At 60.9% G+C, this 25,874-nt stretch carries 24 protein-coding genes; 9 read left to right on the top strand and 15 right to left on the bottom strand.

What is annotated here, in order from left to right; genetic code table 11:
- Positions 1 to 146: 146 nt before the first annotated feature.
- The 3 genes from IFT59_RS05050 to IFT59_RS05060 form a co-directional block, all read right to left on the bottom strand.
- A complete protein-coding gene (locus tag IFT59_RS05050) occupies positions 147 to 458 on the bottom strand; it encodes an addiction module antidote protein (RefSeq protein WP_192086257.1) in 312 nt (103 codons plus the stop codon).
- Positions 459 to 462: 4 nt separating this feature from the next.
- Entirely contained in the window at positions 463 to 609 is a 147-nt protein-coding gene (locus tag IFT59_RS23420) for a type II toxin-antitoxin system RelE/ParE family toxin (RefSeq protein ID WP_280136951.1), read from the bottom strand.
- A gap of 232 nt (positions 610 to 841) precedes the next feature.
- The gene (locus IFT59_RS05060) at positions 842 to 1,306 is read right to left on the bottom strand and encodes a tRNA (cytidine(34)-2'-O)-methyltransferase (protein ID WP_113110745.1); all 465 of its coding nucleotides are present in this window, start codon (positions 1,304 to 1,306) and stop codon (positions 842 to 844) included.
- A 338-nt stretch (positions 1,307 to 1,644) separates the two neighbouring features.
- Here IFT59_RS05060 and IFT59_RS05065 point away from each other — a divergent pair, with 338 nt between their 5' ends.
- The 3 genes from IFT59_RS05065 to IFT59_RS05075 all read left to right on the top strand — a co-directional run bounded on the left by IFT59_RS05065 (position 1,645) and on the right by IFT59_RS05075 (position 7,781).
- Entirely contained in the window at positions 1,645 to 3,495 is a 1,851-nt protein-coding gene (locus IFT59_RS05065; protein ID WP_192086258.1) for an ABC transporter ATP-binding protein, read from the top strand.
- 337 nt (positions 3,496 to 3,832) lie between these two features.
- Positions 3,833 to 5,746 (top strand): HAMP domain-containing methyl-accepting chemotaxis protein, encoded by a 1,914-nt coding sequence (locus tag IFT59_RS05070; RefSeq protein WP_192086259.1) that lies wholly within the window; start codon positions 3,833 to 3,835, stop codon positions 5,744 to 5,746.
- A gap of 154 nt (positions 5,747 to 5,900) precedes the next feature.
- On the top strand, positions 5,901 to 7,781 hold the full coding sequence (locus IFT59_RS05075) for an ABC transporter ATP-binding protein (protein ID WP_192086260.1): 1,881 nt from the start codon (positions 5,901 to 5,903) through the stop codon (positions 7,779 to 7,781).
- On the opposite strand, the gene IFT59_RS05080 is transcribed toward IFT59_RS05075, so the two are convergent.
- Positions 7,768 to 8,706, bottom strand: coding sequence for an endonuclease/exonuclease/phosphatase family protein (locus IFT59_RS05080; RefSeq protein WP_192086261.1), 939 nt, complete (start codon positions 8,704 to 8,706; stop codon positions 7,768 to 7,770). The genes IFT59_RS05075 and IFT59_RS05080 overlap by 14 nt on opposite strands.
- A gap of 368 nt (positions 8,707 to 9,074) precedes the next feature.
- Between IFT59_RS05080 and petA the strand changes: the two genes are divergently transcribed.
- Genes petA through IFT59_RS05095 form a run of 3 tightly spaced genes read left to right on the top strand, consistent with a single transcriptional unit; the run spans position 9,075 to position 11,890 of the window.
- Positions 9,075 to 9,665 (top strand): ubiquinol-cytochrome c reductase iron-sulfur subunit, encoded by a 591-nt coding sequence (gene petA / locus IFT59_RS05085; protein WP_062455741.1) that lies wholly within the window; start codon positions 9,075 to 9,077, stop codon positions 9,663 to 9,665.
- 13 nt (positions 9,666 to 9,678) lie between these two features.
- Positions 9,679 to 10,968, top strand: a complete 1,290-nt coding sequence (locus tag IFT59_RS05090) for a cytochrome b (protein ID WP_062455743.1) — start codon at positions 9,679 to 9,681, stop codon at positions 10,966 to 10,968.
- Between the two features lie 22 nt (positions 10,969 to 10,990).
- A complete protein-coding gene (locus tag IFT59_RS05095; RefSeq protein WP_062455745.1) occupies positions 10,991 to 11,890 on the top strand; it encodes a cytochrome c1 in 900 nt (299 codons plus the stop codon).
- Between the two features lie 99 nt (positions 11,891 to 11,989).
- Here IFT59_RS05095 and IFT59_RS05100 read toward each other — a convergent pair whose 3' ends face one another.
- The 4 genes from IFT59_RS05100 to IFT59_RS05115 all read right to left on the bottom strand — a co-directional run bounded on the left by IFT59_RS05100 (position 11,990) and on the right by IFT59_RS05115 (position 16,402).
- Positions 11,990 to 12,970 carry a Csu type fimbrial protein gene (locus IFT59_RS05100; protein WP_192086262.1) on the bottom strand — a complete coding sequence of 327 codons (981 nt, stop codon included), beginning with the start codon at positions 12,968 to 12,970 and terminating at the stop codon, positions 11,990 to 11,992.
- Positions 12,951 to 15,404, bottom strand: a complete 2,454-nt coding sequence (locus IFT59_RS05105; protein WP_192086263.1) for a fimbria/pilus outer membrane usher protein — start codon at positions 15,402 to 15,404, stop codon at positions 12,951 to 12,953. The genes IFT59_RS05100 and IFT59_RS05105 overlap by 20 nt, the downstream gene beginning before the upstream one ends.
- An 8-nt stretch (positions 15,405 to 15,412) precedes the next feature.
- Complete coding sequence (locus IFT59_RS05110; RefSeq protein ID WP_062455754.1) at positions 15,413 to 15,841, bottom strand: fimbrial biogenesis chaperone; 429 nt, start codon at positions 15,839 to 15,841, stop codon at positions 15,413 to 15,415.
- 63 nt (positions 15,842 to 15,904) lie between these two features.
- The gene (locus IFT59_RS05115; RefSeq protein ID WP_192086264.1) at positions 15,905 to 16,402 is read right to left on the bottom strand and encodes a Csu type fimbrial protein; all 498 of its coding nucleotides are present in this window, start codon (positions 16,400 to 16,402) and stop codon (positions 15,905 to 15,907) included.
- A 435-nt stretch (positions 16,403 to 16,837) separates the two neighbouring features.
- Here IFT59_RS05115 and IFT59_RS05120 point away from each other — a divergent pair, with 435 nt between their 5' ends.
- Both IFT59_RS05120 and IFT59_RS05125 read left to right on the top strand, forming a co-directional pair.
- Positions 16,838 to 17,380, top strand: a complete 543-nt coding sequence (locus IFT59_RS05120; RefSeq protein ID WP_062455760.1) for an adenine phosphoribosyltransferase — start codon at positions 16,838 to 16,840, stop codon at positions 17,378 to 17,380.
- 101 nt (positions 17,381 to 17,481) lie between these two features.
- Positions 17,482 to 18,096 carry a LysE family translocator gene (locus tag IFT59_RS05125; protein WP_062455763.1) on the top strand — a complete coding sequence of 205 codons (615 nt, stop codon included), beginning with the start codon at positions 17,482 to 17,484 and terminating at the stop codon, positions 18,094 to 18,096.
- Between the two features lie 5 nt (positions 18,097 to 18,101).
- Here the strand turns inward: IFT59_RS05125 and IFT59_RS05130 are convergent, their stop codons facing one another.
- Genes IFT59_RS05130 through ychF form a run of 3 tightly spaced genes read right to left on the bottom strand, consistent with a single transcriptional unit; the run spans position 18,102 to position 20,167 of the window.
- Complete coding sequence (locus IFT59_RS05130) at positions 18,102 to 18,569, bottom strand: MaoC family dehydratase (RefSeq protein ID WP_062455766.1); 468 nt, start codon at positions 18,567 to 18,569, stop codon at positions 18,102 to 18,104.
- Entirely contained in the window at positions 18,566 to 19,036 is a 471-nt protein-coding gene (locus IFT59_RS05135; RefSeq protein WP_192086265.1) for a MaoC family dehydratase, read from the bottom strand. Before IFT59_RS05135 ends, IFT59_RS05130 begins: the two co-directional genes overlap by 4 nt.
- A 27-nt stretch (positions 19,037 to 19,063) precedes the next feature.
- Entirely contained in the window at positions 19,064 to 20,167 is a 1,104-nt protein-coding gene (gene ychF, locus IFT59_RS05140) for a redox-regulated ATPase YchF (protein WP_113167710.1), read from the bottom strand.
- Positions 20,168 to 20,451: 284 nt separating this feature from the next.
- Between ychF and clpS the strand changes: the two genes are divergently transcribed.
- Positions 20,452 to 20,760 carry an ATP-dependent Clp protease adapter ClpS gene (gene clpS / locus IFT59_RS05145; RefSeq protein WP_062455774.1) on the top strand — a complete coding sequence of 103 codons (309 nt, stop codon included), beginning with the start codon at positions 20,452 to 20,454 and terminating at the stop codon, positions 20,758 to 20,760.
- Positions 20,761 to 20,772: 12 nt separating this feature from the next.
- On the opposite strand, the gene prmB is transcribed toward clpS, so the two are convergent.
- The 4 genes from prmB to IFT59_RS05165 all read right to left on the bottom strand — a co-directional run bounded on the left by prmB (position 20,773) and on the right by IFT59_RS05165 (position 25,718).
- Complete coding sequence (gene prmB / locus IFT59_RS05150; RefSeq protein ID WP_192086266.1) at positions 20,773 to 21,702, bottom strand: 50S ribosomal protein L3 N(5)-glutamine methyltransferase; 930 nt, start codon at positions 21,700 to 21,702, stop codon at positions 20,773 to 20,775.
- A gap of 1 nt (position 21,703) precedes the next feature.
- Positions 21,704 to 22,432, bottom strand: coding sequence for an aminoacyl-tRNA hydrolase (pth, locus tag IFT59_RS05155; protein WP_113166411.1), 729 nt, complete (start codon positions 22,430 to 22,432; stop codon positions 21,704 to 21,706).
- 108 nt (positions 22,433 to 22,540) lie between these two features.
- Positions 22,541 to 23,353, bottom strand: coding sequence for a substrate-binding periplasmic protein (locus tag IFT59_RS05160; RefSeq protein ID WP_249407492.1), 813 nt, complete (start codon positions 23,351 to 23,353; stop codon positions 22,541 to 22,543).
- A complete protein-coding gene (locus tag IFT59_RS05165; protein WP_092660378.1) occupies positions 23,334 to 25,718 on the bottom strand; it encodes a putative bifunctional diguanylate cyclase/phosphodiesterase in 2,385 nt (794 codons plus the stop codon). The genes IFT59_RS05160 and IFT59_RS05165 overlap by 20 nt, the downstream gene beginning before the upstream one ends.
- Positions 25,719 to 25,874: the final 156 nt, after the last annotated feature.

Below are 25,874 nucleotides of genomic sequence, written 5' to 3' on the forward strand. Positions count from 1 at the left end.
AGATTGTCTTCGCCCGGGGACGGTTCCTATCGAATGAAGTGCGATAATGAATTGCCGGCTAACGAATATAGGCCGATTGCAGCGATGTGCAAATCACTGTTCGCGACAGTTTTTTACGCGTTTTGGCGCTGGGGCCGGAACACGGATCAGGCGGCGTCTTCGATGGCTTGCTCTTTCACCATGACCGGCATGAGTTCGAGACCCAATGCCTTCATCACCTTCAGGATGGTGGTAAACTCCGGGTTGCCTTCGCCGCTCAAGGCCTTGTAGAGCGCCGCGCGGCTCATGCCTGTCTTGCGGGCAAGCTTGCTCATGTTGCGGGCCTTGGCGACGGTGCCGAGGCATTTGGCAATGAAGGCCGGGTCGCCTTCCTCGAAGGCTGCGACCATGAATTCGAGACAGTCTTCCTCAGAGTTCAGGTGTTCGGAAATATCGAATGGACGAGTCTCCAGAGGCATCGAACTATCCTTTCCAAAACGCAGCCAATTTTCTGGCCTCAGCGATGTCTCTCGCCTGACTATCCTTGTCTCCCCCACACAGCAGGAGCAAAATGGTGCGATCGCGCCGCACGAAATACACGCGGTAGCCTGGGCCGTGGTGAATTCGCATCTCGCTTATGCCCTCACCGACGGGCTTGATATCGCCGAGATTTCCTTCCTTCGCATCTGCCGATGCGGGCCAAAATTCGCGTCGCGGCACGTCTGTCCACGAGGTCGTCGATCCAGGTATCGAATACGGACGTGGATAGAATTTTGTACATAATATGTACTCTATGGAGTGCAGTCGTGCAACATCATAGAGTAAACTCAGGCGTGTAAAAGACGCCAAATGCGCGTGCCGTTTATGCGGTGAAACCCGTCTGCCGCAGCGCTTCTCCTGATATCATTGCGGCCGACATGGCGACGTTGATGGAGCGCTGTCCTTCGCGCATCGGGATCAGTATGCGGGCATCCGCCGTTTCGTGGACGAGGTCCGGAACGCCGGCGCTCTCGCGGCCGAACAGCAGGATGTCGCCGGGCTGAAACTGGAAGTCCACGTAGGGTTGGGCGGCCTTTGTGGAGGCGAGGACCAGCCGCCGGTTTTCGGATCTCCGCCAGTCGTCGAACTGCTGCCAGTTGACGTGGCGGGTGAGTTCGACGTTTGCCAGGTAATCCATGCCTGAGCGTTTCAGGTTGCGATCCGAAATATCGAAGCCGGCCGGTTCGATGATATCGACGCCGAGGCCGAGGCAGGCGGCGAGGCGAAGGATCGTGCCGGTATTGCCGGGAATGTCGGGCTGGTAGAGGGCGATGCGCAGGTTGGTCATGGTTTTCCTTAAGCCGAGCCGGCCTGTGAGCTCAAGCGTTTGAGGGCGGTTTCGATCGGATTGCCGCAGATTTGGGACTTTTCAAAATGGCAATGAACGGGTAAAAGGGCATCGATCTTTAACGCCAGCCTATGGAGGCCTACATGGATATGACCGTGCTTATGCGCCTCCGCCCCCCGGTATTTGTCCGACAGGCTTAGGCGTCCGCGGTTTCACGCAGTCTTTTTCACCTTTGTATTTTGCGCGGCCGATATTCGGCAGCGCTCACCACATAACTGACCGGTTCGCCGTCGGCGCGTTTGCGTTGCGTGAAGCGGGTCCGATTGACGGAGCTATCAATGTTTTCCTGGTTCGAACGGCGGGTTCACCCTTATCCCGAGGAGACCCCAGGCCTGCCGCCTGCCGGCCTGATCGCCTTCCTCTGGCACTATACCAAGCCTGTCTGGCCCTGGGTGCTGATCATGTCGGTCTGCACGATGTTCATCGCGCTCGGCGAAGTGATGCTGTTCCAGTTTCTGGGCAATATCGTCGACTGGCTGACGCATGCGGAGCGTTCGACTTTCCTTCAGAACGAGGGAATGACGCTGGTTGCCATGGCGTTGATGGTGCTGGTCGGGCTGCCGCTGGTCGCCGGCCTCAATTCTCTCATCATGCACCAGATCCTGATGGGCAATTTCCCGATGATCGCCCGCTGGCAGATGCACCGGTTCCTGCTCAACCACTCGATGACCTTCTTTGCCAACGAGTTTGCGGGTCGCGTCTCGACCAAGGTCATGCAGACGTCGCTGGCGATCCGCGAAGTGGTGATGAAGGTGCTCGACGTCTTCGTCTATGTGGCAACCTACTTCATCTCGATGGTGGCGGTGGTTGCGGTCGCGGATATCCGTCTGGCGGTGCCGCTGGTTGTCTGGATCGCCTTTTATTCGGCAACCGTCGCCTACTACGTTCCCAAGCTCCGGAAGATTTCGGCGGCGCAGGCGGATGCGCGCTCGATGATGACCGGGCGTGTCGTCGACAGCTACACCAACATCGCGACGGTGAAGCTGTTTTCACATTCCGGCCGTGAGGAAGACTACGCCAAGGATGCGATGGACGTGTTCCTGAAGACCGTGCATGGGCAGATGCGCAAGGTGACCGCGTTCCAGGTGCTGGTCTATTTCTACAACTGTGCAGCCCTGTTTGCCGTCGCGACGCTGTCGATCTGGTTCTGGCTGGACAGCGCGATCTCGATCGGCGCCATTGCCATCGCGATCGGCCTTGCAATGCGCATCAACGGCATGTCGCAGTGGATCATGTGGGAAGTCTCGGCGCTGTTTGAGAATATCGGCACGGTCTATGACGGCATGTCGATGATGACCAAGCCGCATGACGTCACCGATGTCGAGGATGCGTCGAAGCTTTCGGCGGCGAAAGGCCATATCGTCTACGACGACGTGCGCTTCCATTACGGCAAGGCAGCGGGCGTCATCGACGGGCTGACGCTGGATATCAAGGCCGGCGAGAAGGTTGGTCTGATCGGGCGCTCCGGGGCCGGCAAGACGACTCTGATGAACCTGCTCCTGCGGTTCTACGATCTGGAAAGCGGGCGGATCACCATCGACGGGCAGGACATTGCCGGTGTGACGCAGGACAGTTTGCGGTCCTTGGTCGGCGTGGTGACACAGGACACATCGCTGCTGCATCGCTCGATCCGCGACAATATCGCCTATGGCCGGCCGGACGCGACCGATGCCGAGATCATCGAGGCGACCAAGCGGGCCAATGCCTGGGACTTCGTGGAAAGCCTTGTCGATCTTCAGGGGCGCAAGGGGCTCGACGCGCATGTGGGCGAGCGCGGCGTCAAGCTTTCGGGTGGCCAGCGTCAGCGGATCGCGATCGCCCGCGTGTTCCTGAAAGATGCGCCGATCCTGGTGCTGGACGAGGCGACCTCGGCGCTGGATTCGGAAGTCGAAGCGGCAATCCAGGAAAACCTGTTTGCCCTGATGCAGGGCAAGACGGTCATCGCCATCGCGCATCGGCTGTCGACACTCACGGAGATGGACCGGGTGATCGTGCTCGACCGGGGCGCCATCGTCGAGACCGGCACGCATCGCGAACTGGCGGATCAGGGCGGCATCTATGCGGACCTCTGGAACCGTCAGTCCGGCGGCTTCATCGGGCATGAGGACGAGGGCCAGGCTGCCGAGTAAACCGTTGACGGAAGAGGCTCACGGTCGCCGGGGAAACCGGCGGCCGACAACGGTCGTCACGCGTCCGATGGGCGCTGGACGCTTCCGATCGGCGGGAGGGCGCGACGCCAACGATTCATAACTTGTTGCGCATGTTCCGAGCCACCCCGGGATGGTCGCTCACGCTCTCGGCGGCTCCCTAGGGAACGACGCCGCGGCCAGCGAAACATTCAACAATGTCAGGTATTTGCGACGACGCTAATATTTTTTTATGGCCGAGACGCAGTAAGTTTTTCTTTATCTAAAGCTGTCAAGTCTCGAGGGATTAAACTCCCTCTCATTTCGGCTCCGGTCCCAGATGTTCAGCAAGATAAAGATCAAGTTTCTTCTGCCCGCTCTCTTCGGCATCACCGTTCTTCTGGTGATCCTTCAGGGCGCACTCGCCATGCGCTCCGTCAACCAGCTCGATGCTCAGACGTCCAATATCAGCCGTCGCATGGAACGCTCGGTGATGACCTCCAATATGGACAGGATCCTGTCCGATATCCGGCGTCTTTATTTGATGGCGCTTTCGGCCAGCAATGCCGCTGACCAGAAGCAGTGGCTCGATCAGATCCGCGCCAAGACGCAGGAGCGTGCCGAGGCTTTCAAGACATTCGCCGACACGGCCAGCCTCGATGTGACCAAGGACAAGATCGAAAAGCTCGAGGCGATCGTTGCCGATTACGACAAGCTGGGAGCTCAGTTCGTCAGCCTGCTGGGGGCCTCGCGCGTCTATGAGGCCAAGGCCGTCATCGCGCAGATGGTGCCCAAAGGCGGCGAGGCCGGCGATGTGATGCTGGACATGATCAACGACAACCGGCTGCACAGCCTCGAATACGGCAAGGTCGCAGATAGCGCCGCACGGTTTGCAGCGATCTCGACGATAGTCGTCGTCGTCTTCGCAACACTTCTCGCGCTTGCTGCAGGGCTTTTGTCCTACTTCCGCGTTGCGCGCCCGATTGCCGACATTACCGGTTCGATGAACACGCTTGCCTCCGGTAATGCGCAGGTTGCGATCCCTTACGCGGGGCGGAAGGATGAAATCGGCGAGATGGCAGCAGCCGTCTCCGTGTTCCGCAACAACGCCCTGGAGCGCGAGCGCCTGGAGCGGGAAACCGAGGCCAACCGTTCGATGAGCGAGAGCGAGCGGATTGCTCGCGAGGAGCAGAAGGCGCATGAGGCGGCCGAGGTTTCGTTTGCCGTCGATAGTCTTGCCAACGGTCTGAACTCCCTCTCGCACGGCGATATGACCTTCCGCATCGGACAGCCGTTCGCCGGACAGCTCGATCAGCTGCGCGTCAACTTTAACGCCTCGATGGACAATCTGCAGACTGTCCTTCGGTCGGTCGGCGACAATGCCCGGATGATCGATGCCGGTGCCAACGAGATCCGCTCTGCCGCAGACGATCTGTCGAAGCGTACCGAGCAGCAGGCGGCATCGGTCGAAGAGACCGCTGCGGCGCTCGAGGAGGTAACGACGGCCGTCAAGGATTCGGCAGCCCGTGCCGGAGAAGCCGGCAAGCTCGTCGAGCACACCCGCAACGGTGCCGAAAAGTCCGGCGATATCGTTCGCCAGGCCGTTGTTGCGATGGAAGCGATCGAAAAGTCGTCCGGCGAGATCGGCAACATCATCGGCGTGATCGACGACATCGCTTTCCAGACCAATCTTCTGGCGCTGAACGCCGGTGTCGAGGCAGCTAGGGCCGGCGAGGCAGGCAAAGGCTTTGCGGTCGTTGCCCAGGAAGTCCGCGAACTTGCCCAGCGGTCCGCGAAAGCGGCGCGCGAGATCAAGGTTCTGATCGGTGCTTCGGGCGAAAAGGTGCGTCACGGCGTTGCGCTGGTCGGCCAGACAGGTGCTGCCTTGCAATCGATCGTGACCGAAGTGCAGCAGATCAACACCAACGTCGCCTCGATCGTCGTGTCTTCGCGTGAGCAGTCGACGGGTCTGTCGGAGATCAGCACCTCGGTCAATCATATGGACCAGGGCACCCAGCAGAACGCGGCGATGGTAGAGCAGACGACGGCTGCCAGCCACAGCCTTGCCGCGCAGGCTGCATCGCTGATCGAGCTTTTGGCACAGTTCAAGCTGGAAGAGGGACGCAGTGCCGTCCGCTCGGCCACGCCTGCATCGCGACCGGCACAGTCACCCGTGCGTGCAATGGGCAACCGGATTGCCTCGGCATTCGGCGGCGGTCAGGCTGTAGCCAAGCAGGAATGGTCGGAGTTCTGATCCTCAGCCAAAATGATGAGTTCTGGAAACGGCTGCTTCGGCGGCCGTTTTCGTTTTGAAGCCCGCCTTATGAAAAGCGGGCGATTGCGGAATTATCCGGCGACAGCCGCATCCCAGCCTTTGCCCCTTTCGAAATCCGCCTATATCCTGCGGCATGATCATTCGTCTCTTCCGCGCATTCGAAAATTATGTTCAGCCGTTTGCGCGCAAAGACGATCTGCGTCCGCCCGAAGACGTGTTCGCCTTTATCTGGTTCTACATCTCGCAGGCCAAGGCGCCGTTCTTCGGGATGCTTATTCTCGGCGGACTGACGGCGGCGATCGAGGCGGCGCTGTTCTGGTTCGTCGGGCGGCTCGTGGATATCCTGTCGACGATCAAGCCGGGTGACGGCTGGACGGTGCTGCTCGACCAGCATGGCGGCGAGCTGTTGGGCATGCTGGTGCTGATCGGTGTCGTGCGCTTCCTGGTGACGATGTCGACCGCGCTGATCGACCAGCAGATCATTACGCCCGGGTTCTACAACCTGATGCGCTGGCAGTCCTACATGCATGTTGCGCGCCAATCGCTGTCGTTTTTCCAGAACGACTTTTCCGGCCGGATCGTCACCAAGGTCTGGTCGGGCGGGCAGGCGGCGGGCGATCTCGTCACCTCGCTGATGGAAAGCGTCTGGTTCGTCACGATCTACTCGGTCTCCATGCTCGTCCTGGTCGGCGGGCTGGACCTGCGGCTCGGGGTACTCGTCTGCGTCTGGGTGCTGGTATTCGGGTTCCTCGCCCGCTATTTCGTGCCGCGCATCCGCTATCACTCGCGCGAGACGGCGGAGGCCGCCTCGATGCTCAACGGCCGCATGGTCGACGCCTACAGCAATATCCAGACGCTGAAACTGTTCGGGCGCGACGAGGCCAATGACCGCTACATGCGGCAGGGCTTTGAGACCTATCAGACCACGCTCATCCACTTTACCCGTTTCATCACCGGCGTCCGGGCGTCGATGGCGCTTCTGTCGGGCATCATGATCAGCAGCATGGCGGCGCTGTCGATCCATCTGTGGCTGTCCGGGCTGATCAGTTCCGGCGCGGTCGCCTTTACCTTGGCGCTGGTGCTGCGGCTCAATTTCCTGCTCGGCCGTCTGATGACCCAGTTCAACGGCATCATGCGCAATTTCGGCACCGTCCAGAATGCCGCCGAGCTTATCTCCAAGCCGATCGGGTTGGTGGACGTGCCCGGTGCGACGGAACTGAAGGTGGCGCAGCCGGAGATCCGGTTTGAGAACATCCGATTTCACTACGGCAAGGGCGAGGGCGTGATCGACAACGTGTCGCTATCCATCCGGGCGGGAGAGAAGATCGGGATCGTCGGACGATCGGGGGCGGGCAAGTCGACGCTCGTCAACCTGCTGCTGCGCTTCTACGATCTGGAGGGCGGGCGCATCCTGATCGACGGGCAGGATATCTCGAAGGTGAGCCAGGAGTCGCTGCGTGCCAATCTCGGCATGGTGACGCAGGACACGTCGCTGCTGCATCGCTCGCTTCGCGACAACATCCTGTTCGGGAGACCCGATGCGACCGACGCACAGCTTCTCGATGCGGCCAAGAAGGCCGAGGCAGACGGGTTTATCCAGACGCTGACCGACCAGCGCGGCCGCCGAGGGTTCGATGCGCATGTGGGCGAGCGCGGCGTGAAACTGTCGGGCGGACAGCGACAGCGGGTGGCGATTGCCCGGGTGATGCTGAAGGACGCGCCAATCCTGGTGCTGGACGAGGCAACATCGGCGCTCGATTCGGAAGTGGAAGCGGCGATCCAGTCCAATCTGGAGCGGCTGATGCAGGGCAAGACCGTGCTTGCGATCGCGCACCGGCTTTCGACGATCGCGACGCTCGACCGGCTGATCGTGATGGACAAGGGCGCCATCATCGAGCAGGGGACCCATAACGAGCTGATTGCGGCGGGCGGTCTCTACGCGGATCTCTGGTCGCGCCAGTCTGGCGGGTTTCTGGGGATCGAAGACGAAGGCGACGTGGTCAAGGTCCGGTGATCGCGATGTCGGCGATCAGCCCGGCGTGGTTGGAGCCGTAGGTGTTCGGCATGCGGGTGAGCGACTTTATCTTGAGCGGGGCACGCACATAGACGTGGTCGATCGCCAGACCCAGCATCCGCGCCCGGACTGGCCAGGTGGGCGGCTCGAAGGCGGCGGTCTTCAGCCCCGTCGAGTTCAAAAACATCCGCATGTTGGGTGGCAGGCTTGAGGCGTTGAAATCGCCTGACAAAACCAGCGGGCCATCGGTGGCGGTGATGGCGAGCGCTGCATTCATGAGTTCCATCGTGTGGAAGTTGTCGAAATACGGCTTCGTCGTATGGATGCCGACGACATGGATCTTGCGCCCGGAAACCGTGACCTCGCCCATGATAAAGCGATTGTCGAAGATATTGCTCAGGCTTCGAACCGAAGCGTTTTCGATCGGGGTTTTTGAAAACATCATCTGGTCGCACTCTTCCATGAGCACGCCGCAGCCGACGCGGTAGGGATAGACCGTGGCGATCTGCGTCAGATGTTCGTAAAGCGATTCGCCTTCCATGATGTTCACCACATCGGCGCCCGATGACACGATGGCGCGGGTGATGCCCTCGGCATTTTCGTAGTTTTCGGAGAGGATGTTGAAGGACATCAGCCGGAAGGTCGGTGCGCTCTGATCGGCAGGCGTGACCTCCGCCGCAATTTCGCGCGCCATCCACAGAGGGTGCGCGGTCAAAAGCAGCGCGACCAGAAGCAGGGCATAGCTTGCGAGGTTGCGGTGGATAAGAAGCGCGACCGCCATGGCGACGACGCAGGCCGCGGCCGCATGAAATTGCAGGCTGTGCAGCGTTGCGAGGATCCAGTGAGGCCGCAGATAGCGTGTCAAGATCGCGAGAAGGACCAGCGACACGATGACGCAGATGGCGACCGATAACGTCTTTCTCATTCAGGATTTCCGAGCCGGCTGCCATGAAGCTTTCTGCCGCCTAGCATGCCGTTCCGCCACTGGCAACGCAACAGGCCCGGCCAGGGGCAAGGAAGGGCAGGCGATCTGGGGTTGTGGCCGCTTCGCCACGCCCGCGCGTCCCGGGGTGGGGCAGTTCGATCCAATGCGGCGCATATCCGGCAATACAGGGGGACGGTCCGCATCCTGGCCAGAATGTGGCGGGCAGGCACTTGCCAAGTTGGGACTTTATCTGCGATCAAGCACATGAGGCGCTATTTGCTGGGATTCCCAAGGCATGAGTGTGTCGGGGGAGCCGCGCGGAGGAGCGATGCGGATTTATCCGCTGGAGCGTGAGAGGATGACTGACCGTGAGCGAGCACGATACGCATAGTGCACGCGTGGAGCCCCATTCGGGTGAACCCACGCGGCGCGATTTCCTATATTTGACTACCGGCATGGCTGGCGCCGTGGGCGTCGCGGCTGTTGCCTGGCCGTTCATCGACCAGATGCGGCCTGATGCATCGACGCTTGCGCTCGCATCGATCGAAGTGAATGTCGCAGCTCTTGAGCCGGGTATGTCGCTCACCGTCAAATGGCGGGGCAAGCCGGTGTTCATCCGCAACCGGACGCCGAAGGAACTCGAAGAGGCCAACAAGGTTGAGCTTGCCGCGCTCAAGGATCCGGTGGCGCGCAATGCCAACTTGCCGGCCGATGCGCAAGCATCCGGCGTCGATCGTTCTGCCGGCGCCGGCAAGGAAAACTGGATCGTGATGATCGGCTCCTGCACCCATCTGGGTTGCGTGCCGCTTGGCCAGTCCGGGGACTTCGGCGGGTGGTTCTGTCCGTGTCATGGGTCGCACTACGATACGGCAGGCCGTATCCGTAAGGGACCTGCTCCGCAAAACCTGGCCATCCCGACGTTCGCATTTGCGTCGGATACCGTGATCCGGATCGGGTGAGGGGAGCATTCTCATGAGCGATCATTCGTCCTACCAGCCATCCACCGGCATTGAAAAATGGGTCGACCAGCGGCTGCCGCTGCCGCGTCTGATCCACGACAGTTTCATCTCGTTTCCGGTGCCGAGAAACCTCAACTACGCCTATACGTTCGGCGCCATGCTTGCGGTCATGCTGATCGTACAGATCCTGACCGGCGTCGTGCTGGCCATGCATTACACCGCATCGACGGTCGACGCGTTCGACTCGGTCGAGAAGATCATGCGCGACGTCAACCATGGTTGGCTGCTGCGCTACATGCATGCCAACGGCGCGTCGTTCTTCTTTATCGCCGTCTACCTGCATATCGGACGCGGTCTCTACTACGGTTCCTACAAGGCGCCGCGCGAAATCCTCTGGATCCTTGGCGTCGTCATCTATCTCCTGATGATGGCGACCGGCTTCATGGGCTACGTTCTGCCCTGGGGACAGATGTCGTTCTGGGGTGCCACCGTCATCACCGGCTTCTTCTCGGCCTTCCCGCTGGTGGGTGAATGGATACAGCAGTTCCTGCTCGGCGGCTTTGCCGTCGACCAGCCGACGCTCAACCGCTTCTTCTCGCTGCATTACCTGCTGCCGTTCATGATAACGGGCGTCGTCATCCTGCACATCTGGGCACTGCATGTGACCGGCCAGACCAACCCGACCGGAGTCGAGATCAAGACGAAGACGGATACGGTGCCGTTCACGCCTTATGCGACGCTCAAGGATGCGCTCGGCGTTTCGGTGTTCCTGATCGTCTATGCCTGGTTCATCTTCTACATGCCGAACTATCTCGGCCATCCTGATAACTACATCCCGGCCGATGCATTGAAGACCCCGGCACATATCGTGCCCGAATGGTACTACCTGCCATTCTACGCGATGCTGCGCGCGATCACCTTCAACTTCCTGTTTATCGACTCGAAGCTCGGCGGCGTGCTGGTGATGTTCGGTGCGATCATCATCCTGTTCTTCGTGCCATGGCTCGATACGTCGAAGGTGCGCTCGGCCGTGTACCGGCCCTGGTACAAGACGTTCTACTGGATCTTCGTCGTCAACGCGATCCTGCTCGGCTGGCTCGGATCACAGCCGGCGGAAGGCATTTTCGTCGTGCTGTCGCAGATCGGGACGGCCTACTATTTCGGCTTCTTCCTCGTGATCATGCCGCTGCTCGGCCTGTTCGAGACACCACGCCGCATTCCGAATTCGATCACGGAAGCGGTGCTGGAGAAACAGGGCAGAACAGCCAATGCCGGTGTCGCGGCCGCTCAGGCAAATGCCTGAGCGCAGGCGGGAGGAGACATACATGAAGAAGATCACACTCGGCCTCGCTTCGCTCACACTGGCACTTGGCCTCACCATGGGATCGTTGAGCGCGCAGGAAAAGCATGACGTCGGCGCCGGCACAGCCGGTGGCGGCGGCGGTGACCATGCGGAAGGCGGCACGCCGCATTATCCGCTGCGTCATCCGGAACCTGTGGACTGGACCTTTGCCGGTCCCTTCGGCCACTACGACAAGGGCCAGCTGCAGCGCGGCCTCAAGGTCTATACGGAAGTCTGTTCCGCCTGCCATTCGATGCGGCTCGTGTCGTTCCGCACGCTCGAGGATCTCGGCTATTCGGACGGTCAGGTGAAGGCGCTTGCGGCCAATTACGAGGTGCAGGACGGTCCAAACGACGACGGCGAGATGTTTACCCGCAAGGCGGTACCATCGGACCACTTTCCGTCGCCCTATCCGAACGCCCAGGCGGCGGCGGCGGCCAACAACGGTGCTGCACCGCCGGATATGTCGTTGCTTGCCAAGGCGCGCGGCATCACCCGCGGCTTCCCGCAGTTCGTGTTCGACATCTTTACCCAGTACCAGGAAGGCGGCCCGGACTATATCCACGCGCTGCTGACCGGCTACCAGGATCCGCCTCCGGGCGTGGAAGTCGCACCGGGGACGCACTACAATCCGTACTTTGCCAATGCCTCAGCGCTCGCCATGGCCCCGCCGATCAGCAACGATCAGGTGAGCTATGACGACGGTACGCCGCAGACGGTGGATCAGTATTCGAAGGACGTCGCCGCGTTCCTGATGTTTACTGCCGAGCCGCATCTGGAAGAGCGCAAGCGCACCGGTTTCATGGTGATGATCTTCCTGGTGATCTTTACCGGGCTGATCTATCTGACCAAGAAATCGGTCTATGCCCGCAAGCCGCACTGAGCTTCAAAGTTTTGACCAAAAAGGCGGCTTCGGCCGCCTTTTTTCATGTCTTGCGATTAGCCGATCAGAGGTCCGGGCAGCCCCGTCCTTCGGCAGAGGTCAAAAATAGGTAACGGTGACGATCACCGTGTCGGTGTAGTTGCCGGCGGCAGCCGGTTGCGGAGCGACGCGGCCAAAGACAGGTATCGACTGCACGGCGCCGGCCCCTGTGCCGGAGACCAGTGCGCTACCTGTCGCACCCCAGGGTCGAGAATGGGCCTGATCGGCGTAAAGGCCGTAAGCGATCGTGTTGGTACCGGAGCGCATCAACCGTTGTTCCGGGTTGGTGGCCGCAGCCAGGCCGCCATCCATGGCGATGCTATAGGTCGAGTTCGGCGTGCAGGTGACGTCGACCCCACCGCTCGCAGTCACTTCGGAATCGATCAGGCCGTGAAGACCGAAATCAAGGTTTGAAACGGCGATCAGGCAGTTTGCCGCAACTGTTGCCTGAACGGTGAAACTTGCCTGCGCCAGTGTCGCCGACGTCGGTGCCGTGCAGTCGAGGGTACTTCCCTCTTCGTAGTAGAACCGCACCTCGCCGGTGCTGAACGAGGAGAGGTAGGTGCCGGTGCCAGCGCTCGTCTGGCCGGCAGATAGCCCGCCGTAAAGCGTCACGGCGCCATTGGCCTCGCCATCAGATGCGGCGATGCGGATCGTCCGTGGCTGGCCGAGTGTCGTATCGTCATACGAACCCCAACGGGTCGCGCGGCCGGCGTCGGCGTAGAGCTGGTAGCCGATTTCGTTCGCGCCCGACCGCATGGTGCGGGTCCCGCCGGATGTGCCACCGCTACCGCTGCCGAGATTGCCGCAGAGCGTGACCGCCGTTGCGTTGGCGCTGACGCCGCTGCAACTGATCGAAACCTGCGCCGTCGCATCGGCGGATGCGCCCGAGAGCGTATCGACATTGCCGAAATTGGCGGAGTCGATGTCGACCGTGCAGCTTGCGGCCGCGGCGTCGGCGGCGCCGGCTCCATAGAGGAGCAGGCCGATCCCGGCCTGGAGAAGAAGCGTTCTGAGGCGCTTAAGGCTGGCATATCGCATCGGTAATACTCACCTGTTTGCCCCGCTGGGGCTTGTATTGGAAGGTTGCCACGCAGGTGGTCTCATCCGGCAGCGTCAGGGTGAGGCGGTTGCTGGCTTTCAGATTTTCCACGAGCGTCTGGCCGTCATAGCCGACGACGAAGGGCTCCGATCCGGTCTTCGTCGTGCCACTGGCGCCGACTGCGATGGGTTTTCCGTCCGGTCCGGAGAAGGTCACCAGTGCGGCGTTCGCATCGACGTCGACCTCGAAGTTGACGACGATTCCCGATCGGTCGGCCGGCACCACGACGGTGCGGGTGGTGTTGACGACGGCGTCGAGCGGCAGATCCTCGGGGTCGATCGCAATGTGGTTTTCCTGATAGGAGCGCAGGTTCGGAAGGAGCAGCTTGCCGCCGCTGTTTGTGCGGCCGGCTGGTCTGTTCTCATGCTGGACCTCGACGCCGGGCGCGCCTGCATCGACGATGGCGAACGCGTCGTTGATGCGGTTGGACGCGAAGACGCCGCCTCCGGCCGCGACCAGAGCTCCATCAACGGTCACACTGGCCCTTGTCTTGCTGCCGCGTTGGTCGACACGCGCTGCCACTTTTGCCGCCGAAGCGCGGTAGCTGGCGGCTGCCGAGTTGATCGCGTTTTCCGACTGCGTCCGGCCAACGCTCCAGCCGTAGTCGCCGATCTGCTGACCCAGCGTGCGGCTGACCGTCTGCGTCACGCTGGTTTCGTCTGACTGCGATGCGACCGATGTGGTGGCCGAGATCCGCTTGCCGATCGGGACGAAGAGGCTCGCATAGATTCCGACAGTGCCGTCGGTCAGGCTCTTGATCGCGGACACGGAAAACGTGCTGTCATTGAACACCGGGCGGCTGTAGGAAAGGCCGAGGATACGCTGCCGGTCACCTTCTGCGGTCTCGGCATTGGTGAAGCTGAAGTTCAGGTTCGATCGGTCGAAAGGCATTGGGACCGACAGGGATACCTGGTCGAGCGCCTTGGGCGGCGCCGCTGATCCCAGCAAGATCCCGTCGGTGGAGCTGCGCTTGTCGGCCGTGACCGAGGCAATGTCCTGAAAACTGCCGAAGCTGCGCTGCATGCGGGCTCTGAGGTGAAAGCCTCGCATCTGTCGCTCCCAGGTCATGCCAACCTGCTCACCTATTGAACCGTCGTGATAGCTGCCAGCGCCCGAGAGCGAGATGACGCCACTCCAAGGCGCGGCGAACACGGCGCCGACGCCGCCGTGGACGAGATCCTCGCCGCCCTCGGCATGGCCTTCCATCGTCAGCCAGTTGGTCACGCCGGTGCGCAGGGTCAGCGAACCGTAAGGGCGGGAATCGTAGTCGTTCGAGTCGATCCCGTAGCCGTGTCGCGCAAAGCCCAGCTCGGCGGAGAAATCGTAAAGCCCGCGGGCGAGCATCTGACTGGAGGCGATGAAGCTGCTTTCGGTCGACACCTGCTGCCCTTGAGCGTCGGTGACGACAACCCGGGCATTGCCGCTTCCGTCGACGAAGGGCAGGTTGGTGATGTCGAACGGACCTGCGCCGACCGAACTGGAAAAGCGCTTGGCATCATTGAGATAGACATCGACGGTGGAAGGCACGGCAGCGCTTGCCGACAGTTCCGGCACGGGAAAGGTGACCAGGTCGGATCGCAGCGAGAAGCTGCGTTGCACCTGCAGGCCTCCAAGACGGGTCGGGCGCGTCCAGTTCAGGCCGCCGGTGATGACGTCACCGGCGCTGTAGGTGACCATCGAGTCCTGGTCCGAATAGCGCCAGGTCGTATCCAGGCGTGTCGAACCGTAGTAGGTATCGTCAGAGGTGCTGGCGATGAATGTATTGCTGAGGACGCCCAGCGGGCTGAAATACAGGGCTTCGAAAGCGCCGCTTACTCCGGTGAAGCCGAACCGCGTATCCGTTTCGGAATTGTCGGATGACGCGACCAGATTGTAGTTGAGGACTGCACCGGACGAGGACTGCGCCTTCAGTCTCGGTTTTTTCGGGGCACCGCCGCGCGGCGCCTTGGCGTCGATGATTTTTGGCGCGCGTTCGCCGTTCGATGCGGTAAAATCGATCGTTTGCTGCAGGTCGTCGTAGACGAAAGTCACGGACGGTAGCTGGTCGATGGTCACGCGGCCATCTTCGCCGATTGCCGTCTTGGCGGGCTTGATGCCGATATTGCGCAGCTGCTCGATCTCGATCGAGAGCGACCCGTCCGGTGCCTGCTGGAAGGCGGCAACGAGATTGGTCTTTACGCCGTTGATCGACACGGACAGGTAGAGGTCGCTCGGCCCGCCCGTATCGGTGGCCGCAGGGACGTCAAAGGGATCGGCGTCGGCCGCCAGATCGGCACCCGGAGACGGATCCCCGGATGCCGCATGACCTGCGATCGGCAGGACGAGAACGGCGAGGCACAAGCGCGCCAGGAGCAGGGCTGTCTGACGCGCCATGCGACCCCCTAGTCGGTAAACCGCACGGGGATCGAATGCCGGATCATGACGCTGACCTGACCGGGGGTCTTTCGCCCGGCCTCGGGCAGCTGATCGATCAGAAGCCGGTAGGACTCTGTTCCGACAATCGGCTTCTTGCTGACACGGACAACTCTGATCGAGTTCTCAGTACCAGGCTTCAGCGTGGTGACCGGGGGGCTGGCAACCACGTCCGTGGTGGGATCGAGGCGATCCTTCCCATTGACTTTCGTCCAGCGAAAAACCCGCACCTGCACCTTGACCGGCCGCAACCCGTCTTCCCACACCCGAACCGTTCCCGTGGGGGAAGAGGCTTTCAGATCCAAAGTGATCGGAGAAACCCTCAACGCAGCTGCTCCGGCACCGCCGGCTATCAGGCACGCGAATAGGCTCGCTGCCATGAAGCGCATGGAGATCATCTTGTCATCCTTATTTTAGGTTAGCGACACGCCGCGCCGCCGAGCTTGCCGAAAGGTTCGTGCTTAGTAGTTGATCGTTGCGATCAAGACGTCGCCGTAGGTATCAGCCTGGACGCTCTGGTTCGCTGCAAGCACTGCCGTGAACGGAATGACGTCTGCTGCGCCAGTCGCGGTGCCGTCAAGCGTGTTCGTGCCGAGGGTGGCCCCCCAGATCGGGCCGGTCGCCAAGCCCTGGTGAACCGTATAGGTCGCCAGACCACCGTTGGCTACGCCTGTCATAAAGCGGGTTTCAACGGTTGCCAGGGCGCCATTGCCGACACCGAGCTGTATCTGATAGGGCGCATTCGCCGTGCATTGCACGGTCATGTTTCCGGGGACCTCGACGGCTACATCGATCAGGGCCTGATTGCCGAAGGCGACCGGATCAGTGGCCAGCGTGCATTCGGCAGCCACGGTCATCGAAACATCCATGTTGGCATCCAGTGTCTGGGCAAATGCGGCGCTTGACGTCAGGGAAAGGGCTGTAGCGGCGAAAATCGTCGCGAGTATTGTCTTCGTCATGAAGGACCTCAATGGGCGCGATCATTCGCGCTTTGATAGAAATTGGCAATGTTGCCAACCCTAGACTGCGGTCCAATTTGTTAACGAAACATTAATGCCGTTTCTTTCACAAGTAACTAATTTACTCTAAATCACATAAAGTGATGATGAATCGGAAAAATCAATCTTCCGCATTCAAACGAGCCAGCGCCTAAGGCGAGGGCCGGGCGACAAGTTACCTATTCGTGATTTAAAGGAGGGCGAAATGTCGAGAGTGCAGGTATCGATTGCGGTGAATACTCAGATCGGTTTTGGTTGAAGAGACGGCGGACGAGAATGCGTCGCTGGGGGCACTGTTGCGTCGGCGGGTAGTGCGCGGTTTGATCTGGACAATGTCGACCGCAGCTGCCTATTGCTTTCCTTTAGCAACGAACAACAAACAAGGCTCCCGCCCCAATGTCCTCCCGTGACGACACACTCGCCGCCTCCATCCGTGCCATCCGTGATTACCCGAAACCAGGTATCATCTTTCGCGACATCACGACGCTGCTTGGCGATGCCAAGGCGTTCCGTCAGGCGGTGGACGATCTGGTGAAACCTTATGCCGACATGTCCATCGCCCAAGTGGCCGGTATCGAGGCGCGTGGCTTTATTCTCGGTGGTGCACTGGCGCACCAGCTCTCGGCAGGGTTCGTGCCGATCCGCAAGAAGGGCAAGCTGCCGCACGAGACCGTGCGCGTGGCCTACAGCCTCGAATACGGCGTCGACGAGATGGAAATGCATGTCGATGCGGTCAAGCCCGGCGAGAAAGTCATCCTGACCGACGACCTGATCGCGACCGGCGGCACGGCCGAAGGAGCGGTAAAGCTGCTGCGCCAGATGGGTGCGGAGATCGTATCCGCCTGTTTCGTCATCGACCTGCCGGAACTCGGCGGCCGCAAGAAGCTGGAAGCCCTCGGCGTCGAAGTGCGTACGCTGATCGAGTTCGAAGGGCACTGAAGAAAATTCCCAAATGCCGCCGGTTTTGAGGATTGCGACCGGCGGCGGAGGCGATATCCTTCACCCGTTCCGGACTTGACCGGAGCCTCGGGGAGACGGCCATGGATATCGCAAGCTTGACTGCCTTTGCCGCCGCGTTTCTGGTTTTCGCGGCAAGTCCCGGACCCGACAATGTGACGATCATGGCCCGTACGGTGTCGCACGGTGCGGCCGCCGGTATCGCCTACGGAGCCGGAACGGTCACCGGCATCCTGATCTTTCTGTTCCTCGCCGTGTTCGGCCTGTCGCTGGTGGCGGAGGAGCTGGGCATGGCAATGACGGTGCTGCGCTATGCCGGGGCTGCCTATCTGGTCTGGATGGGCGTGCGGTTGTGGTTTGCCGAGCCGGTTCCGGCCGATCATGCCGTGGTAACGGGCCGGTCGGGGCTGGTGGCGACATTTGCGACCGGTGTCCTTCTCAATCTCGGCAATCCGAAAATGCCGCTCTTTTACATAGCGCTCCTGCCCAACGTCGTTGGACCCAATCTCACGATGGAGCAGGCCGGCGTTTTGGCGCTTGTCATCGTCGCCGTCGAGGTTCTGGTGATCGGCGGCCACGTGGTTCTTGCCGGGCGGGCGAGGGCAGCACTGAAGCGCCCAGCGGTTCTGCGGCGCGTCAACCGGGGCTGCGGAGCGGTGATGGTGGGGGCGGGCGTTGCTGCTGTTGCCGTGCGATAGTGGTGTCAGGTGAATTCGAGAACGGTGCCTTCGTAGCGCATCACCGTCTCGCCGTGTTGGTTGACGCCGTCATTTTCCGTCAGGTTGATGAAGGTGCCGGGGCGGCTTCCGAGCGGGCGCGATTCGATCAGGGTCACGGAATAGGTGATGCTGTCGCCGGCATAGACGGGTTTCAGCCACTGCAGCGACTTGAAGCCGGCGGAAGGGCCGAGTTTCGGGGCGGCGAGGCCGGCGGCTTCGAGGCGTACGACTTCCGCTGTCCAATAGGCCATGAACGTCTTCATCCAGCCCGCGCATGTGTGCCAGCCGGACGCGCAGAGCCCGCCGAAGACGTAGTGTTTTGCGGCTTCCGCATCCACATGGAAGGGTTGCGGATCGAATTTCCGGGCGAACCGGATGATGTCTTCAGGGGTGAAGAGCAGCGTGCCGGTTTCGATCCGCGTGCCGGGGGGAGAGAGTTCGATCAGCCTCATGCCGTGACCTCGGCCGCGTTTCGGAGCCGGATCATGATCGGGTTTTCACCGCGCATGACGATCTGGCCTCGCTGATTGGTGACTTCGTGCAGGAAGTTGACGAGGCCGATGCCCGGGCGGGAGCGGAGCAGGCGGGTCGAGGCCACGGTGGAGCGGCCGGACAGCGTGTCGCCAGCGAGGACCGGCTTTTTCCATTCCATCAGTTCGATGCCGGGCGAGCCTTCGGACGCTGCGCGCGACAGCCAGCCGTCATACATCATCCGCATGAACATCGACGATGTATGCCAGCCGGACGCCGAGAGACCGCCAAGAATGCTGGCACGTCCGGCGGCTTCATCGAGATGCATGGGCTGAGGGTCGAATTCGGTGGCGAACTCGACGATTTCCTCGGCCGTCACCTGCTTATCCGCAAGCGGGAAGGTGCTATCCGGGGTGAAGTCCTCGAAGTGATATTCGATTTCCGTCATCGCGTTCGCGCCTCCGTGGTGTCCCGATCAGGTGTTGAAGCGGAAGTGGATCACGTCGCCGTCGTTTACGACATATTCCTTGCCTTCGTCGCGGCCCTTGCCAGCTTCCTTGGCGCCGACTTCGCCCTTGAAGGCGACGTAGTCGTCGAAGCCGATGGTGAAGGCGCGGATGAAGCCGCGTTCGAAATCCGTGTGGATGACGCCGGCAGCAGCCGGTGCCTTGGTGCCGCGGACGATGGTCCAGGCGCGGGTTTCCTTGGGGCCGACCGTGAAATAGGTGATCAGGTGAAGGAGATTGTAACCGGCGCGGATCAGGCGGTCGAGGCCTGCTTCTTCAAGGCCGAGGGCCGAGAGGAATTCCTTGGCTTCGTCTTCCGGCAGCTGCGCGACTTCGGACTCGATGGCGGCCGAGATGATGACGCATTCGGCACCCTGTTCGCTGGCCATCGCGGCCACGGCCTTTGTGTGCTCGTTGCCATCGACGGCATCGCCTTCGGCGACGTTGCAGACGTAGAGGACCGGATGCGAGGTCAGAAGGTTGAGTTCCTTGAGGATCTCGATGTCGTCGGCTGCCAGCGTCTTCAGAAGAATACGGGCCGGCTTGCCTTCGTTGAGCAGCTTGATGACCGCTTCCATGACCGGCAGCTGAGCCACGGATTCCTTGTCGTTGGTCTTGGCGCGCTTGCGGGTCTGTTCGACGCGACGCTCCAGGCTCTCGAGGTCGGCGAGCATGAGCTCGGTCTCGATCGTCTCGGCATCGCCGACCGGATTGATGCGGCCTTCGACATGGGTGATGTCGTCGTCTTCGAAGCAGCGCAGCACGTGCACGACGGCATCGACTTCGCGGATATTGGCAAGGAACTTGTTGCCGAGACCTTCACCCTTCGAGGCGCCACGCACGAGGCCGGCGATATCGACGAAGGAGATACGGGTCGGAATGATTTCCTTGGAGCCGGCGATGGTGGCCAGCTGCTGCATGCGCGGATCCGGAACCGCGACTTCGCCGGTGTTCGGCTCGATCGTGCAGAACGGATAGTTGGCAGCCTGCGCCGCTGCAGTCTTGGTGAGAGCGTTAAAGAGCGTGGACTTGCCGACATTCGGCAGGCCGACGATACCGCATTTGAAACCCATGGGACGGACCCCGTCTGACTAGAATTGTTCGTTGCCGTGGCTATGGGGGAAACAGGCCGGGCGGTCAAGGGTTGGCGGCTTGGGGGAGGCGGCGGGGACGCTGGTAACGACGCAAAACAGAATTCGGAAACGAGACGTCGGCTTGCGATGCAAACACAAATCAGACCCACCGGTCCCAATCGGGCAAATCACCGCAGTTGCTTGAATTTCCGACCCGTCGGTGCGATATAGCCAGCATACAATCATTGCTGTTTGAGCATGGCGAACGTCATCAGGAGATGCGGATGGCCGGAGACACCACCCTCACGCCGAAGACGACGACAAAGCCCAAGCTGGAGCGGCCGAAGCTCTACAAGGTTATGCTCGTCAACGACGATTATACGCCACGCGAATTCGTGACCATGGTTCTGAAAGCCGTGTTCCGGATGAGCGAGGATACGGGCCGGCGGGTGATGATGACCGCCCACCAGATGGGTGTGGCGGTCGTGGTTGTCTGCACCAAGGATATTGCAGAGACCAAGGCGACCGAGGCGATCGATCTCGCCAAGGAAGCCGGTTTTCCGCTGATGTTCACGACCGAGCCTGAAGAATAGCCGGTCGTCCGCTCAGGAAGCGGTGACGCCGAGTGCTTCGGCGGAGATCCAGAACACCGCGTCCTGCGATTCCTCGGTTTCCAGCCAGACGAAGTCTAGACCCGGAAATTCCTCCTCGAGAATTTCGCGCCCGGAGCCGATCTCGCAGATCATCCCGCCTTCGGGGTTGAGGTGGCTTGCGGCGTCTGCCAGCAATGTCCGCACCAGATCGAGACCATCAACACCGCCATCGAACGCCATCGAAGGCTCGGCACGGAATTCCGCCGGGAAACCATCCATCGCGTCGTGATCGACATAGGGCGGGTTGGTGATGATCAGGTCGTACTTCCGGCCTGCGAGCGGCTGGAAGAGATCGCCCTGATGCAGGCTTACCTGCTCTTCGACCTCGTGTTCCCGAAGGTTCAGTTTCGCCACTTCCAGCGCATCGGCCGACAGATCGACCGCATCGACGGCGGCATTGGGGAAGAATTTGGCGGCGAGCACCGCAAGGCAGCCGGAGCCGGTGCAGATGTCCACGGCGCTCTCGACCATCATCTGGTCGGGCAGGAAGGACGATCCGTTCGGACCGAGATATTCGCGAAACAGGATCTCGCCGATATGCGAGCGTGGCACGATGACCCGCTCGTCAACCAGAAACCGGACGCCCTGGATATAGGCGCGGCCGGTCAGATAGGACGACGGTTTACGGGTCGTGACGCGGGCCTCGATACGCTCTGCCAGAAGTCGGCGCTCGGCCGGCAGGAGGCGCGCGTCGAGGAAGGGATCGAGTGCGTCGATCGGCAGGTCGAGCGTATCGAGCAGCAGAAAGGCCGCGTCGTCGCCGGCAGTCGTGGTGCCGTGGCCAAAGGAAAGATTGGCGGCGTTGAAGCGCGAGATTGCATAGCGCCAGTAATCGCGCAGCGTGACGAGTTCGGTCGTGAGAGCGGTCATATCTGGTGTCATCTTACTTGTCCTTGTCGCCGAACAGTTTCTTCAGCATGTCGGCCATCGGGCCGGTGGCCGGGATGTTCGGTTTCATGCCGCCGCGCGCCTGGTGGATATGGCTCTTGCCCGCTGGTTTTGGTGCCTTCGGGGCGGGCTTCGGCTTTTCGTCCTCGTCCGGCTGGCTGCCGACGGCAAGCGCCAGTTTGTTCATCAACTGCGAATCCTCGCCCTTCACCAGCATTTCGGCATTGTCGGCGAGCGCATCGAGAAGCTGCGGCAACCAGACCTGATCCAGCTTGTCGAAATCGCCGAGCACGTGGTTGTTGACGAATTCCTTGGCCCCGGGATGGCCGATGCCGAGCCGCAGGCGGCGGTAGTCCTTGCCGCAATGGGCATCGAGCGACTTGATGCCGTTGTGGCCGCCATGGCCGCCAGCCGTCTTGATGCGCGCCTTGCCGGGCGCAAGATCCAGCTCATCGTAGATCGCGATGATATTTTCAGGCCCGAGCTTGTAGAAGCGCATGGCCTCGCCGACCGCTTCGCCCGACAGGTTCATGTAGGTCTGCGGCTTGATCAGCAGAACCTTGTCGCCGGCGAGCTCGCCTTCGGAAATGAGGGCCTTGAACTTCTTTGCCCATGGCGAAAAGCCCGGCCGCCGCTGGATGGCGTCGAGCGCCATGAAGCCGATATTGTGGCGATTGCCGGAGTACTTGCTGCCGGGATTGCCGAGACCCGCAATGATCAACATGAAGTGCGTCCGAATTTTCGTACAGGATGTGGTCTCACCACCCCGAAACGGAACGGAAGTCAACCCGGTTTCGTCCCTGCCGACTGATTGGCACCGCTGATCGCTTGCTCAGTGTTCGGCCTTGAGGCCGTAGCGCCGGTAGATCGTGTCCTGGCGGCCATCAAGGATCATGCTGTCGAGTGCGGCCTGCATTTTAGCGATCAAGGCGTCCGGGACTGTTTTCTGACAGGCAATGCCGAGCTTCTCCTCGGAGAGGGGAACCACCCTCTCGACGTCGGTGCCATTGTTCTTCAGCCTCTGATAGACGCCTTCCGACATGGGCATCATGTCGATCCGGCCCCGGACGAGCTTGCGCAGCGACGTGTCGAAATCGGCGCTGAGATCGAGGTTCGCAAATCCCATCGATTTCAGAAGGTCTTCGGTGAAATCGAGCCGATGGGTTCCGATCAGAAAGCTCTTCGCCTCATCGAGCGTCGTGGCGTGGATCGACGAGCCCGCCCGCTTGACCAGGATCGTATGGTTCACGGAGATCGTCATGACCCATTTGAACCGCGGCTTGCGGTCCGCTGTCTGCGCTGCCGAGAAGGCGCAGGTCATTGGCTCGGTCTCGGCGAGCGCGATGGCGCGCGCCCAAGGGATCATCTCAACGTCATAGGGTATTTGCGCTTGCCGCATGATGACATCGATCTGGTCTATGCCCGCGCCGCCATAGCGCCCGTTCTGATCACGGTAGCTGAAGGGTGCATAGGGCTCTGTCTTGAGCTGGAGCCTGTCTGCGGCGTGCGCCTGCAGGCAAGACCACGGTCCGATTGTTGCAGCGAGAGCAAGCACGACGAGTGCTGCGCTTGTCATGCCACACCTGATCGAGGACATCTGCTGCTCCACATCGAGGGCCGGGATTTCAGCTTGCAATAGAATCAATTCGGTCGCCGCTTCGGTCGGCGTTCAACATCGTAAGGACATCGCCGATCGCTTGCGGTCGTGCGAAGTAGTAACCCTGAGCGTATTCGATGCCCATGTCGATGAGTGTCGAACGCTGATATTCGGTTTCGACGCCTTCGGCGACGACATGGCAGTTCATCTTGTGCGAGATCGCGGCAATGCCTTCGATCAGCATCTTGTTTCGACGATCGATATCATCGTCGCCATTGTTGAGAGACCGGATAAAGGATTGGTCGATCTTGACGATATCGACCGGGAAACGGCTGAGATAGCTGAGCGAGGAATAGCCGGTTCCGAAGTCGTCAAGCGCGATGCGGCAACCGATGTTGCGGATCTCGTCGAGCAGCCTGCGGATTTCCGGATTGTCATGCATCAGCACGGCCTCCGTGATCTCGATGACCAGTCGGGACGGGCGGATTGCGTAGCGGCCGAGCAAGGTTGACAGCTTGACGGGAAGGCTCGCATCGAATTGCAGCGGCGATACGTTGACGGCGACATAGGTGTCAGACATGCCCGGTATCCGGGAGATGCGGGCAAGATTGGCGACGGCGTCCTCAAGGATGAGATTGCCGATCTGGCCAATCGTACCGGTTTCCTCGGCGACGCTGACGATTGCGCCCGGAGGGACAAGCCCCTTGCGCGGATGGCGCATGCGCATGAGCGCTTCAAAGCCGTTGCAGGCGCCGGTCCTGATATCCACGATCGGCTGGAGATGCGCTTCGAACCAGTTGGCGGCAAGCGCTGCTTCGATGTCGGTTTCGATTTCGGCACGTTCCCGCGTCTTGTCGAGGATGGCCGAATTATAGACCTGCGCACCGTTCTTGCCGTCGCGCTTGCGGGCATACATGGCCAGATCCGACTTCTGCAAAAGCTCGGCGCCGCTTGCGGCATGGGCAGGGTAGAAGGCAAGGCCGATACTGGCGCTAAGGCGCACACTGTTGGTCTCGATGCGGAATGGAACGTCAAAGAACTCGACGATTCTCTGGCACAGCTCGGTGCCGCGCCGTTCCGACCCCTCGCCACACAGAAGAATGGCAAACTCGTCGCCGCCCAGGCGCGATGCCGCGTCGTGGTCGCCCAAAAGCGGCAGCATCCGCTCGACGAACTGGCCAAGCACGAGATCGCCGGCCGCATGACCGAGATTGTCGTTGATCGATTTGAACCGATCGAGATCAACGAACAGACAGGCGATGTCGGTTCCGTTGCGATCCGCCTCGATGATTTTCTGCTCAAGCGCCGCCTCGAATCCCTGACGGTTGAGAAGGCCGGTCAGGTGGTCGGAAATGGCCTGCTGGTAGTTGCGGATTTCTGACTGCTTGAGCTCGGTGACGTCGGTCATCACGCTCAGTGAGCCGGTCTCGCCGTCGCCCGCGGAACCGAGTTCGGTCTCCGCGATGAGGACGTTCATCGTCTTGCCGGACTGACAGATGAAGCGCACGGTGACTTCGAACGCCGGTCCGCGCGATCGCACCTGCGATTTTCTGTTGTGGTAGAGGCTGCGGTCTTCCGGCATCACCAGTTCGCAGAAGGGCAGGTTCAATATGTCAGATCGGCTGTACCCGGTCGCAACGAGCCAGTAGTCGCTGACGGCGGCGATCCTGTCGTCGGCGTCGAGCGAAAACAGCATGGCCGGCGTGAGATTGTAGGTCTGCGTCGTCTTGCGATGTGCCAGTTTCAGCTCGCGCTCCTCGTGTTCGAGAAGGGTCTGCATCTCGTTAAAGCTCTTGGCCAGTCGTCCCATTTCATCGGTGGAGCGCCAGTCGACATGGTGACGAGAACCGAGGCGACGGGTCGCTTCGATTGCGGCGGTCAAACGCAGAAGAGGTTTGATCACCATCACGCGGTTGCCGAGAATGGCGGCGCCGAACACGGTCAGGATGGCGATGATGAAGATCGAGATGAAGGCGAACTCGAATTCGTGAAGCTTCGAGAACCAGCCGATTGTCGGGATGCTGACGCTGACCTTACCGACAACGCGAGCGCCGTAGTTCGACATGTAGGTGATGGGCTGTGAGCGGATCGTCAGGTCGCTCAGGGATATCTCTTGCGGCGTGACTTCCGATATATTCAGTTTGCCCGTCGTGTCGGTGACGCGAACCGCGTAGATGGTCGGATCTTTCACCATGGCGACGGCGATCTGGTGAACGCTTTCGGTATCGAGATCCCAGAGGGGCTTGGCAAGCGCCTGCGAGTTCGTCGCCAGAACGATGTCGACATGCTCTTCGAGCGCCCGAACCGCCTGCTGCGATGACAACGCCAAAAGCAGCGTGAACAACGGCACGACGACGGCCAGAAGCGCGCCCGAGATAATGGCTATGAACCGACTCTCAACGGAATGAGCCACCCGTATTCCCCGCCTGCTTGTAGTCGGTGTTAGCCGCCGACTGCGTGTTCCCCAACACAGTAATTGGCCGGATAATTCCAGCCATTGATTAAGCTTTACTGAAGCGGGGAAGAGTAAAGCGAAGCGGATCTTAAAGAGGGTTACGTAATCCTGACC

It is taken from the genome of Rhizobium sp. CFBP 8752, assembly GCF_014842035.1.
GTDB classification, from domain to species: domain Bacteria; phylum Pseudomonadota; class Alphaproteobacteria; order Rhizobiales; family Rhizobiaceae; genus Neorhizobium; species Neorhizobium soli.

What these genes read in the sequence shown, in the direction of transcription:
- IFT59_RS05065 (WP_192086258.1), top strand. Translation starts at nt 1,645, where the DNA reads ATGTTTTCCTGGTTCGAACGGCGGGTTCACCCTTATCCCGAGGAGACC.
- IFT59_RS05095 (WP_062455745.1), top strand. Translation starts at nt 10,991, where the DNA reads ATGAAGAAGATCACACTCGGCCTCGCTTCGCTCACACTGGCACTTGGC.
- IFT59_RS05105 (WP_192086263.1), bottom strand. Translation starts at nt 15,404, where the DNA reads ATGGCGCGTCAGACAGCCCTGCTCCTGGCGCGCTTGTGCCTCGCCGTT.
- IFT59_RS05110 (WP_062455754.1), bottom strand. Translation starts at nt 15,841, where the DNA reads ATGATCTCCATGCGCTTCATGGCAGCGAGCCTATTCGCGTGCCTGATA.
- pth (WP_113166411.1), bottom strand. Translation starts at nt 22,432, where the DNA reads ATGTTGATCATTGCGGGTCTCGGCAATCCCGGCAGCAAGTACTCCGGC.
- IFT59_RS05090 (WP_062455743.1), top strand. Translation starts at nt 9,679, where the DNA reads ATGAGCGATCATTCGTCCTACCAGCCATCCACCGGCATTGAAAAATGG.
- IFT59_RS05115 (WP_192086264.1), bottom strand. Translation starts at nt 16,402, where the DNA reads ATGACGAAGACAATACTCGCGACGATTTTCGCCGCTACAGCCCTTTCC.
- IFT59_RS05070 (WP_192086259.1), top strand. Translation starts at nt 3,833, where the DNA reads ATGTTCAGCAAGATAAAGATCAAGTTTCTTCTGCCCGCTCTCTTCGGC.
- IFT59_RS05080 (WP_192086261.1), bottom strand. Translation starts at nt 8,706, where the DNA reads ATGAGAAAGACGTTATCGGTCGCCATCTGCGTCATCGTGTCGCTGGTC.
- IFT59_RS05075 (WP_192086260.1), top strand. Translation starts at nt 5,901, where the DNA reads ATGATCATTCGTCTCTTCCGCGCATTCGAAAATTATGTTCAGCCGTTT.
- IFT59_RS05120 (WP_062455760.1), top strand. Translation starts at nt 16,838, where the DNA reads ATGTCCTCCCGTGACGACACACTCGCCGCCTCCATCCGTGCCATCCGT.
- IFT59_RS05060 (WP_113110745.1), bottom strand. Translation starts at nt 1,306, where the DNA reads ATGACCAACCTGCGCATCGCCCTCTACCAGCCCGACATTCCCGGCAAT.
- clpS (WP_062455774.1), top strand. Translation starts at nt 20,452, where the DNA reads ATGGCCGGAGACACCACCCTCACGCCGAAGACGACGACAAAGCCCAAG.
- IFT59_RS05050 (WP_192086257.1), bottom strand. Translation starts at nt 458, where the DNA reads ATGCCTCTGGAGACTCGTCCATTCGATATTTCCGAACACCTGAACTCT.
- IFT59_RS05125 (WP_062455763.1), top strand. Translation starts at nt 17,482, where the DNA reads ATGGATATCGCAAGCTTGACTGCCTTTGCCGCCGCGTTTCTGGTTTTC.
- ychF (WP_113167710.1), bottom strand. Translation starts at nt 20,167, where the DNA reads ATGGGTTTCAAATGCGGTATCGTCGGCCTGCCGAATGTCGGCAAGTCC.
- prmB (WP_192086266.1), bottom strand. Translation starts at nt 21,702, where the DNA reads ATGACACCAGATATGACCGCTCTCACGACCGAACTCGTCACGCTGCGC.
- IFT59_RS05100 (WP_192086262.1), bottom strand. Translation starts at nt 12,970, where the DNA reads ATGCGATATGCCAGCCTTAAGCGCCTCAGAACGCTTCTTCTCCAGGCC.
- IFT59_RS05135 (WP_192086265.1), bottom strand. Translation starts at nt 19,036, where the DNA reads ATGACGGAAATCGAATATCACTTCGAGGACTTCACCCCGGATAGCACC.
- IFT59_RS05130 (WP_062455766.1), bottom strand. Translation starts at nt 18,569, where the DNA reads ATGAGGCTGATCGAACTCTCTCCCCCCGGCACGCGGATCGAAACCGGC.
- IFT59_RS23420 (WP_280136951.1), bottom strand. Translation starts at nt 609, where the DNA reads ATGCGAATTCACCACGGCCCAGGCTACCGCGTGTATTTCGTGCGGCGC.